This window comes from Streptomyces sp. NPDC056296 (assembly GCF_042268605.1).
Lineage (GTDB): Bacteria > Actinomycetota > Actinomycetes > Streptomycetales > Streptomycetaceae > Streptomyces.
The window spans coordinates 105,550-114,747 of sequence record NZ_JBHJRX010000010.1 but is presented as its reverse complement, the minus strand read 5'-3'; the positions used below and the strand labels follow the sequence as shown (position 1 = coordinate 114,747).

Sequence of the window (9,198 nt, the reverse complement as noted above, 5' to 3'; positions counted from 1 at the left end):
TCGTTTGTTGGCGTTTTTGTGTTGTGTGGGTCCCTCCTGGTTCGGGGGGGGGGAATTGCCTTTTTGCTTGTGGCTCGGGGGGTTGTCGGCCCCCCCCACCCCCCCCACCCCCCCCCGACAAACTTCACGTCGACGTTGCAGACGGCACCCAGATCCTCGCCAGCCCTGGGCAAGAACGACGCCCCCAACCGACCTGTGCGGAGGGTACCTGGGCTTATCCCAACGGTGCTCAGTGGGCTCGTTCCCAGCGTTGGTCATCCGGGGAGTATCACTGATCGGCGAGGTTCATGGACTCCTCGAAGTCGGGGGTGTTGGCGTGCAGGCGTGGCGGTCCGGGCGAGGCATCGGGGCGTGGCCGCGATCGGCGCGCGTCGGTAGCGCGGGAGAAGACTGGCCGAAGGCCGGGTGGCGGAGCCGCATCCTACGCGTCCCGGGCCGGTCAGGCGGAGGGCGCATCGTGGTGTGTTCGGTGCGCTTCTGCCTGGCCGGTCGGTACGTCAGTATGTGCTGGCCTTGAGGGTGAAGCCACCGTCGACGGGCAGGACGATCCCCGTGATGAAGGCGGATTCGTCCGATGCGAAAAAGAGGGCCGCGTCGGCGACGTTCTGTGCGGTGCCTTGGTGGCCCATAGGTACGAGGGCTGCTCGCCGGGCGGCGACATCGTCCCGAGGGGTGCCGGTCGACCGGGCGACTGAGTCCACGCCCATAGGGGTGTCCATCATCCCGGGAGCGACGGCGTTGACACGGACGCCGTGCGGTGCGTACTCCAGCGCCAGACTGCGGGTCATCGCGTGCACCGCCGATTTGGAGGTGGTGTAGGCGATGGCGTCGCCGCCCGCGAGCAGCCCCGCCATCGAGGAGATGTTGACGACGGCCCCGCGCTCTCGTTCTCGCATGTGCGGCAGCACGTATTTGCACGTCAGCCACATTCCGGTGAGGTTGACCTCGAAGCCCCGGCGCCAGTCTGCCGAAGAGAGGTCTGCGGTACGTCCGCCCGGCACGATCCCGACGTTGTTGTGGAGCACGTCGATCTGCCCGAAGACGGTCAGGGCCGTCTCCGCCAGGCCGGCGCAATCCTCCTCGTCGGTGATGTCGGCGCGGTGGGCCACGGCTGTGCCGCCGCTCTCCCGCACCAGTACGGCGGTCTCCTCCGCCGACTTCTCGTCCCGGTCGACGACGAGGACGCGGGCTCCTTCGCGTGCGTAAGTGAGCGCCGCGGCCCGGCCGTTGCCCATCGTCGTGCCCGGAGTCTGCCCACCCCCGACCACCACGGCGGTCCTTCCCCGCAAGCGTGCGGTCACCGCTGCTCCTCCTTGTCCGTGCCAGGCGTCGCACTCCGTGCCGTGCCGGATGCCAGGGCGGACACCTGGTCATAGCCGGACCTGCGGCCGGTTGCGGTGTCCACGGCGGCGTCGAAGGACGTGGCGAGCGGCCAGCCCGCGTAGTAGGCGATCTGCACGGCCGTTTCCCGCAGTTCGGCTTCGGTCAGGTCGCCGCTGTCCAGCGCGGCCTTGATGTGCAGCGGTGCGTGCAGGCGGTCCTGGCCGAGTACGGCGAGCACGGCCAGGGTGACCAGCCTTCGCTCGCGCCGCGACAGTCCGGGGCGGTCCCACAGGCCGGCGAAGATGTGCCGGCCGGCAAGGTCACCGAGTGAACCCGGCTCGCTCACGAACTCCGGCACCGGGCACTGCATGACTTCAGCCATGACGAACCGTCCGCGCGCGGAGAGTTCCGCCGACGTCTCCGCGCCGCTTGCGCCCGGCGATCCCGTGACCTCCCGGGCAGTCACCACGTCACCGGCAGCTCTTCGAGCCCGTAGGTGAGGGAATCGTCGCGGAAGTGCAACTCGTCCTCCGCCACCGCGAGTCGCAGAGTGGGGTAACGCTGGAAGAGGCGTGGCCAGGCCTCCTGCATCTCGACCCTGGACAGGTTCTGGCCCAGGCACTGGTGGACGCCGAAGCCGAAGCCCATGTGTCGGCGCTCGACGCGGGTGAGGTCAAGATTCTCGGGGGCGACGAAGACCTCCGGGTCCCGGTTGGCGGCGGGCAGATTGCAGATGACGCCTTCGCCGGCCTTGATCAGGACACCGCCGATCTCGGTGTCCTCCAGGCAGACACGTCGCGGCTCGGTCTGCACCATGCTCCAGTAGCGCATCATCTCCTCCGTTGCGGTGCCGGCGTACTTCCCCGGATCCGAGAGCAGGATGTCGCGCTGCTCCGGTTCACGCAGGAGAGCGAGGATGCCGAGGCCGATCATGTTGGCGGTCGTCTCGTGCCCCGCGCCGATGACAAGGGTGCCGAGGCCGACGGCTTCCTCGAAGGAGAGGACCCCCTTGTCGTCGACCCAGGTGTTGACCAGCCGAGAGAGCAGTCCGTCGTCGGGCTCGGTACGCTTCTTGGCCATGTGGCGGCTGAGGTTCCCGTGCAGCGCCTGGTGCGCGGCGACCTTCTCCTCCTTCGGGTGGCTCAACTGCACCATGATCTTTGACGATTCGTGCACGGCGTGGCGTTCCTCGTAGGGGACGCCGAGAATTTCGCAGATGACGACGGTGGGCAGCGCGAGGGCGTATTCCTCGACGAGGTCGAGCGGCTTGCCCTTGGCGGGCAGCTCGTCCAGAAGCCTCTCGGTCAGCTCGGCGACGCGCGGGCGCAGCGCCTCGGAACGCTTGGCCGTGAAGTCGGGGTTGAGGATGCGGCGGATCGGGAGGTGCTCGTCGCCGTCCTTGCGGAAGAAGACGTTGCCTTCGACGGCGGGCTGGGCGCTGGAGGTGTTGGGGAAACCGGGGTCGGTGACGTCGGCACCGAACCGGCCGCTGGGGCCCAGGACTTGTTGCACCTGGTCGTGCCGGGTGATCAGCCACGGACGGCTGCCGTCCCAGATCGTCACCCGGCGGGGTACCCCGGCCTCCCGGAAGGCGGTGGCGGTCTCCGGCGGGGAAAAGGGGCAGCCGCGTGTCAGGGGGACGGGGGGCGCTTCGGTAGTGCTGTCGGGGGACATGGAACCTCCTGGAAGCTGTCGGACGGTGAGGGGGAGGCTCTAGTGAGCCTGGTCCGCAGGGGTGCGGCTCCCCGGATGTGCGGGGTCGCGTGGGGCGCCAGGGGACCGCGACGGCGCAGCGGGCGGTTCATGCCGGCGCCCGGCGCGGCGGGGACACGTCGTGGAGGACGTACCGGGAGGTGAACTTCCGCTACCGCCCCGTCGCACCGTGGCGCAGTCTCTCGACCGCAGCCGTACCTCCCGGGGAGCCACGGACACGGTGATGGCACTGGGCACGGTCACCCGTGGATGCGGATGGCGGCGGCCGGACAGACGGCCGCGGCCTCGCGAGCAGCATCGTGCTGCTCGGACGGCGGCTCGGTATCCAGCAGGACCACGACGCCATCCTCGTCCCGCTGATCGAAGACCTCCGGGGCGACCAGCGTGCACTGGCCGGCGCCGCAGCATTTGTCCTCGTCGATCGCGATGCGCATGCAATTCCCATCGTGGGCAGGGGGTGAGCACCTCGGCAGGGCTCGCCACAATGAATAAACGTATGTATATTTACACTCGTTTATTCGACTGGTCAAGGGCCCAGACCCGGTCGGCGGGCGCCGCCCAGCACGTTGGACGAGGCGCTGTGCAAGGCTTGAGTCATGCCAGACGACGCCCGAACCCCCACGTCACCCGAGGGCTCAGCCGCCGGGCGCAGACCCCGCAACGCCCGAGGCGAGGGAGACAAGCTTCGCGAGGAGATCCTGCAGGCGACGCTGCGGCTCATCGCCGACGAAACCCGCATGAGCATCGTGCCGCTGTCCCTGCGGGAGGTGGCCCGCGAAGCCGGAGTCACGGCACCGGCCATCTACCGGCACTTCGCGGACAAGGAAGAGCTCTCGTGCACAGCGGTACGGGTGCTCTTCGGCCAGCTGCTGGATGAGATGGACCGGGCGGATCGGACCTCTGACGGCTTGCCCCCCGCCCGGCGACTGGCCGAACTCGCCCACGCGTACTGCCGGTTCGCCGAGAGAAACCCGGCCAGCTTTCACGTGATGTTCGCCGACCGCGACCGGCACCGCAACGAGACGGCGCGCCTGGCGGAGCGTTGGCGCGGCGCCGTGGCACGACTGGCGGAAACGGGCATGCGCACGATCCAGACCCCGGAAGCGGGTGCCGTGGCGGTGTGGTCAGCCGTCCACGGACGCCTCCTCCTGGACGGCGGCGCCGGGCAGATGTGGAGCCTCGGCGGCATCCACGACTTCGTCGAGGAACTCACCCGGTCCCTCGCCACGGTGGATGGCGCGCGTTGAGCCCCGTCCGCGTCGATGCGCTGCGGGCGTTCACCCCCGGCTTCGACCTGTCGCAGCCGACGATCTCCCACCGGACGTCTGCACAGCCGCGACGGTGAGCTTACGGACGCGATCGCCGGAGTCGCAGAGTCGGCAAGCTGCGCGTGCGGCAGCTCAACCCCCGGCCCGGCTCTGCGCTGCCTCGATGAGCCGGCCGTGATACGGAGGACCCGAACGCCTTCAGGCCGGGGCCGTGGCATGTTCGATGGCTCGGTGTGCCTTCGCGGCCTGTCCAGGTGCCGTGGCGAAGGCAGACGTAGGTATGGTGCGGCAGGACACGGTCCGTCCGGCCGCCGGGGTGCCGGGCATCGCAGGGGTGGCAGCCGGTTTGCGGCTGGTGCCGGGACTTCGACCGGTCGGGCGCCGGGTCGCGGAGTTCCGCCGCGCGGACGGTGGGTCGCGCAGCGCGGCGAGCCATACGGGGACTACGACGCGGCGAGCGGCACCGGGCGGTTTCGGCGCGGTGCCCTGCGGCCACACGCCGTTGGTGTCAGGCCGTGGAGGGTGGCCAGGCGGCTGATGCAGGTCGGGGAGATGTCCTGCCGGGCGGGCGGGGCCGGATCAGGGAGCGTGCGCGGGAGCATCAGGTCGCACGCCTGCGGCGTCCGGGCGCCTTGGCGGGGGCGGTGAGCTGTTCGGACTGCTCGGCGGCGAAGTCGATGGGCCCTAGTGGGCAACGGACCGAAGACAACCAAGACGTGCGCGCCCCACGCCATAGCCGCCTCAAAGCGCCGGGAGCGGCGCTGACCGCTCCTGGTCGGCGTACCGTGCGAGGCGGTCAGCGGGTGACCATGAGCTTGCGGACGCCGTAGTTGGTGCCGGTGAAGTCCATGGGGACTTCCTCCAACGGCGTGGCGAGCCGGAGGTTGGGGAAGCGCTGGAAGAGCTTGGGCAGGACGGTTTTGAGTTCGGCGCGAGCGACGTTCTGGCCGAGGCAGGCGTGGACGCCGTAGCCGAAGCCCATGTGGCGGGCCATCTTGCGGTCGATGTCGAGGGTGTCGGGGTCGGTGAAGGCGCGGGGGTCGCGGTTGGCGGCGTTCATCGCGACGACGACCAGGTCGCCCTGCTTGATCTGGGCCCCGGCGATATCGAGGTCTTCCTTGGCGACACGGCCCAGGCCGAACTGGACGATGGTGAGGTAGCGCATCAGCTCCTCGACCGTGGTGCCGATCTTCTCGGGGTGGGCCAGCAGTTGGTCGCGCTGCTCGTGATGGGTGAGCAGGGTGAGGGCGGACAGGCCCATCATCGCTGCTGTGGTGTCGTGTCCGGCGAAGAGCAGTAGCACGCCGAGACCGATGAGCTGCTTCTCGGTCAGGGCTGAGTCCTCGCCGTCGGCCGTGTTGATGAGTTCGGCGAGGATTCCGTCGGTGGCGTCGGTGCGGCGCTTGTCCGCGACGAGCTTGGTGATGTGGTCGATGAGCCAGTGGGCGCCCTTGTCGCGTTCCTCGCGGCTCTTGGCCATGTCCATCAGGTCGACGGTGGCCTCGTGGAAGCCATCGCGGTCCTCGTAGGGGACGCCGAGCAGTTCGCAGATCACCAGACACGGGATGGGCAGGGCCATGGCCTGGACGAAGTCGAAGGTCTCGGGACCCACGGCGATGGCATCCAAGTGCTCATCGACGATGCGGTCGAGGTAGGGCTGGAGCTTGTTCTGTACGGCCTTGGGGGTGAAGCGGGCGGTGAGCAGGCGGCGATGGGCACCGTGCTCGGGCTCGTCCATCATCACGAAGCCGGCGTCGAAGGGGGCATCCTCGCCGGCCTCGGAGATCTCACCCTCGGGGGTGTCGTGGCGTGGGCGCCTGGCGCTGAGCCGCGGGTCGGTGAAGACCTGACTGCCTTCCTCGAAGCGGGTGACGAGCCAGCCGGCGGAGCCGTTGGGGAAGCGGACCTTGACGATGGGCTGGTCCTCGCGGAGCCGGCTGTACTCGGCCGGAGGATCGAGAGGGGCGTCCGCCTCGCGGGCGACGGGCTGGTTCATGAGGGGCTCGGTCATTTCTGCTCCTGCGCGGTGGGGGGCTGGGCGGCGGTGTGCGCGTCGATCGCGGCGGTGACGCCGGTGTGGATGGCGGCGGCCTTGCACCAGCCGGTGTAGACGGCCAGGTGCAGGACGGCCTCACGGAGCTGATCGGCACTCAGGTCGTTGTTGACCAGTGCGCCGTTCGCGATGATCTGGACGATGTCGGGCTGGCCGACGGTGGCGGCGACGCCGAGGGTGAGCAGCCGGCGGTCGCGGACGGACAGGCCCTCGCGGCCCCAGACCCGGGCGAAGAGGTAGTCGACGGTATCGGCACTGTAGGGGTCACTGCTGTCCTGGACCACAGCGCTGAAGCCGGGGCCGTAAGCCCGGTCCATCATGTGCAGGCCGTAGGCGTGCACATCGTCCTTCGCCGGAGCCGGAGCCGGAGCCGGAGCCGGGGCCGGGGCCGGTTCGGCGTCCAGCTGGAGGGTGCGGCGAGCCTGAGTACGTACCGCCTCGACGAGGGGGGCCTGGACGCCGAGGGCGGCGGCGAGGTCCCGAGCGGCATCGAGGTCCTTGGTCATCAGCGGCTCGATCCGCCCGCCGACGGCCTCGGGCAGCACGCCGTCGGCGTCCTGCATGCGCAGCAGTTGCAGCAGGGTACGGCCATCAGGGTCGGCTGCGTCGATGACCTCGGCGAGCCGGGCGCTGTCCACGCCGGCCGTGCGCGCCATTGCGGCGGCCTCGGCGACCGTGCGCCAACTGCCGTAAGTGACGACATTGCGTGCGATCTTGGTGGCCATACCGGCGCCGGACGGGCCGCAGTGCACCACCTTCTTCGCCCAGTCTTCAAGGACGGGCAGAGCCATGTCCACGGTCTGCTGCTCTCCGCCGAGGATGGCTATCATGCCGTTCTCGGCGGCCTTGTCGCCCGGGGTCACTCCGCAGTCGAGGAAGCCCACGCCGTGCTCGGCGCACAGCGCGGCCAGCTCGTTCACGACCGGCAGGGCGACGGTGGCGAGCAGCACGACGGTCAGGCCCGGCCGGGCTGCCCGCAGCAGGCCGTCCTCGCCGCCGATGACGTCGCGTGCCTGGTCGGCGTTGACCACCGCGACCATCACGACGTCGCAGACCCCGGCCACCTCAGCGGGCGACCCGAGCGGGTCGGGCACACCGGTCAGGTCCGCGGCAGCGCCAGGGCGGACGTCGTAGACCATGGGAACCCGTCCACTGCGGGCCAGGCTGACGGCCACACCGCCGCCGATCATTCCCAGGCCGATCACACCGGCCCGGAGGGTGTCGCTCATGCCGCACTCCCGGTGAGAAGGGGGGCCGCCGCGGCGACCTGTGCCCGGTAGCCGCGCAGGGCCCGGACCATGTTGATGCCGACCGCCGCACAGGTCCGGCCGTCTTTGCCGTACAGGGCGACCAGCCTGCGTTCGGCCGTGCTGCCCTCGACGACGCGTATCTCGTCGGCGCCCCGAGTCCGGCCGTAGATCTGGATTTTCAGGTCGTACTGGTCGGACCACACGTAGGGCACCGAGTCGAAAGGCGTGGCACGCTCCGGCCCGGCCAGGATGTTGCGGGCAACGGCCAGGCCCTGCTCGGCTGCGTTCGTACGGTGCTCGATACGCCAGAGCTCACCGGTGCGGGCATGCATCCAGCAGGCGACATCGCCCGCCGCCCACACTCCGGAGCCGGCGTACAGCGTGGCGTTGCATTCCACCCCGTTGCCCAGCGGAACGCCGCTGCCGGTGAGCCACTCGGTGTTGGGCTGCGCGCCGATACCGACCAGGACGGCGTCCGCGGCCAGGGTGCGGCCGTCAGGAAGGCCCACCCCGCTCGCCCGCCCACCGTCGGTGAGGATTCGGTCGACGAGAACCCCGGTCTCGATCCGCACGCCGTGCTCGTGATGGACGGTGCGCAGCAGGGCGCCCAGCTCGTCGCCGAGAGCGTCGCCCATGGGCTGAGCGGTGTCGGTGACGAGGGTGACCTGGCAGCCCAGGCCGCTTGCCACGGCGGCGGCCTCGGCGCCGACGAAGCCGCCGCCGACCACGACCAGACGCGGGCTGGCGGCGAGGTCCTCGCGCAGCGCGATCGCGTCCTCCAGGGTTCGCAGTACGTGCACCCCGCGCACCGATTCGGTGCCCGGCAGCCGCCGGGCCCGGGTACCGGTGGATACCACCAGGGCGTCGTAACCGACGAGGCTTCCGTCGGCCAGGACGACCTCCCTGTTCCGGATGTCCAGTGCGACGGCCGACGTGCCCAGTCGTAGGTCCAGGCCGAGCGCCGCGATGTCGTCCACGCCGCGCAGGTGGAGTCGCTCGGTGCCCCACTCGCCGGACAGCAGCTGCTTCGACAGCGGCGGCCGGTCGTAGGGAAGGTGCTTCTCCTCGCCGATCAGCGTGAGCGATCCGGTGTAGCCCTCGCGCCGCAGTCCTTCCACGACGCTCAGTCCGGCCGCGGAAGCGCCGACCACGGTGATCCGCGATGGAGCGGCACTCATACCCGCACCCGAATCACGCCGGCCGGGCACACCGCCGCAGCCTGGATCACGTTCTCGGCCTGCTCGGCCGGCGGCCTGTCGTCGAGCAGGACCACGACGCCGTCCTCGTCCCGCTGGTCGAAGACCTCCGGCGCCGCCAGCACGCACTGGCCGGCACCGCAGCATTTGTCGAAGTCGATGGAGATGTCCATGGGGGGATCCACTTCCGTCCTGCCCTCAGAAAAGGGGCGACGCGGGCCAGGTGCCATATCGTTGCCCTGAGCACCTAACTTAGTTCAGCGGCGACTGTACTCCTGGGCATACCGGGCGGCAACCGGCTTCCTGGGAGGGGGTATTGGGGGCGTGAACGACATGCGGGAGCGAAGCGCCCGTCCGCTGCTCGGCACGCTTCCCCCGCCGCGGGGTGACTGTTC

Annotated in this window: 9 protein-coding genes; 1 reads left to right on the top strand and 8 read right to left on the bottom strand. The window is 70.0% G+C overall.

All coding sequences use genetic code 11. From position 1 onward, the window contains the following. Positions 1-497: 497 nt before the first annotated feature. The 4 genes from ACFCZF_RS09735 to ACFCZF_RS09720 form a co-directional block, all read right to left on the bottom strand. Positions 498-1,301, bottom strand: coding sequence for an SDR family NAD(P)-dependent oxidoreductase (locus ACFCZF_RS09735; RefSeq protein WP_376671202.1), 804 nt, complete (start codon positions 1,299-1,301; stop codon positions 498-500). Beyond that, positions 1,298-1,705: a carboxymuconolactone decarboxylase family protein gene (locus tag ACFCZF_RS09730; RefSeq protein ID WP_376671201.1), complete on the bottom strand. Its 408-nt coding sequence runs from the start codon at positions 1,703-1,705 to the stop codon at positions 1,298-1,300. Before ACFCZF_RS09730 ends, ACFCZF_RS09735 begins: the two co-directional genes overlap by 4 nt. Before the next feature lie 80 nt (positions 1,706-1,785). Beyond that, entirely contained in the window at positions 1,786-2,997 is a 1,212-nt protein-coding gene (locus ACFCZF_RS09725) for a cytochrome P450 (RefSeq protein ID WP_376671200.1), read from the bottom strand. 278 nt (positions 2,998-3,275) lie between these two features. Further along, complete coding sequence (locus ACFCZF_RS09720; protein WP_375907338.1) at positions 3,276-3,470, bottom strand: ferredoxin; 195 nt, start codon at positions 3,468-3,470, stop codon at positions 3,276-3,278. Between the two features lie 162 nt (positions 3,471-3,632). On the opposite strand from ACFCZF_RS09720, the gene ACFCZF_RS09715 reads away from it, so the two are divergent. Continuing rightward, positions 3,633-4,283 carry a TetR/AcrR family transcriptional regulator gene (locus ACFCZF_RS09715; protein WP_375907341.1) on the top strand — a complete coding sequence of 217 codons (651 nt, stop codon included), beginning with the start codon at positions 3,633-3,635 and terminating at the stop codon, positions 4,281-4,283. 817 nt (positions 4,284-5,100) lie between these two features. Here ACFCZF_RS09715 and ACFCZF_RS09710 read toward each other — a convergent pair. From ACFCZF_RS09710 to ACFCZF_RS09695, 4 genes are read right to left on the bottom strand one after another with little or no spacing between them, the layout of a single operon-like run. Beyond that, positions 5,101-6,315: a cytochrome P450 gene (locus ACFCZF_RS09710; RefSeq protein ID WP_376671199.1), complete on the bottom strand. Its 1,215-nt coding sequence runs from the start codon at positions 6,313-6,315 to the stop codon at positions 5,101-5,103. Next, positions 6,312-7,586 carry an NAD(P)-binding domain-containing protein gene (locus tag ACFCZF_RS09705; RefSeq protein WP_376671198.1) on the bottom strand — a complete coding sequence of 425 codons (1,275 nt, stop codon included), beginning with the start codon at positions 7,584-7,586 and terminating at the stop codon, positions 6,312-6,314. Before ACFCZF_RS09705 ends, ACFCZF_RS09710 begins: the two co-directional genes overlap by 4 nt. After that, a complete protein-coding gene (locus tag ACFCZF_RS09700; protein ID WP_375907350.1) occupies positions 7,583-8,785 on the bottom strand; it encodes an NAD(P)/FAD-dependent oxidoreductase in 1,203 nt (400 codons plus the stop codon). Before ACFCZF_RS09700 ends, ACFCZF_RS09705 begins: the two co-directional genes overlap by 4 nt. Beyond that, positions 8,782-8,976, bottom strand: a complete 195-nt coding sequence (locus ACFCZF_RS09695) for a ferredoxin (RefSeq protein WP_375907353.1) — start codon at positions 8,974-8,976, stop codon at positions 8,782-8,784. The genes ACFCZF_RS09700 and ACFCZF_RS09695 overlap by 4 nt, the downstream gene beginning before the upstream one ends. Between the last annotated feature and the right edge of the window lie 222 nt (positions 8,977-9,198).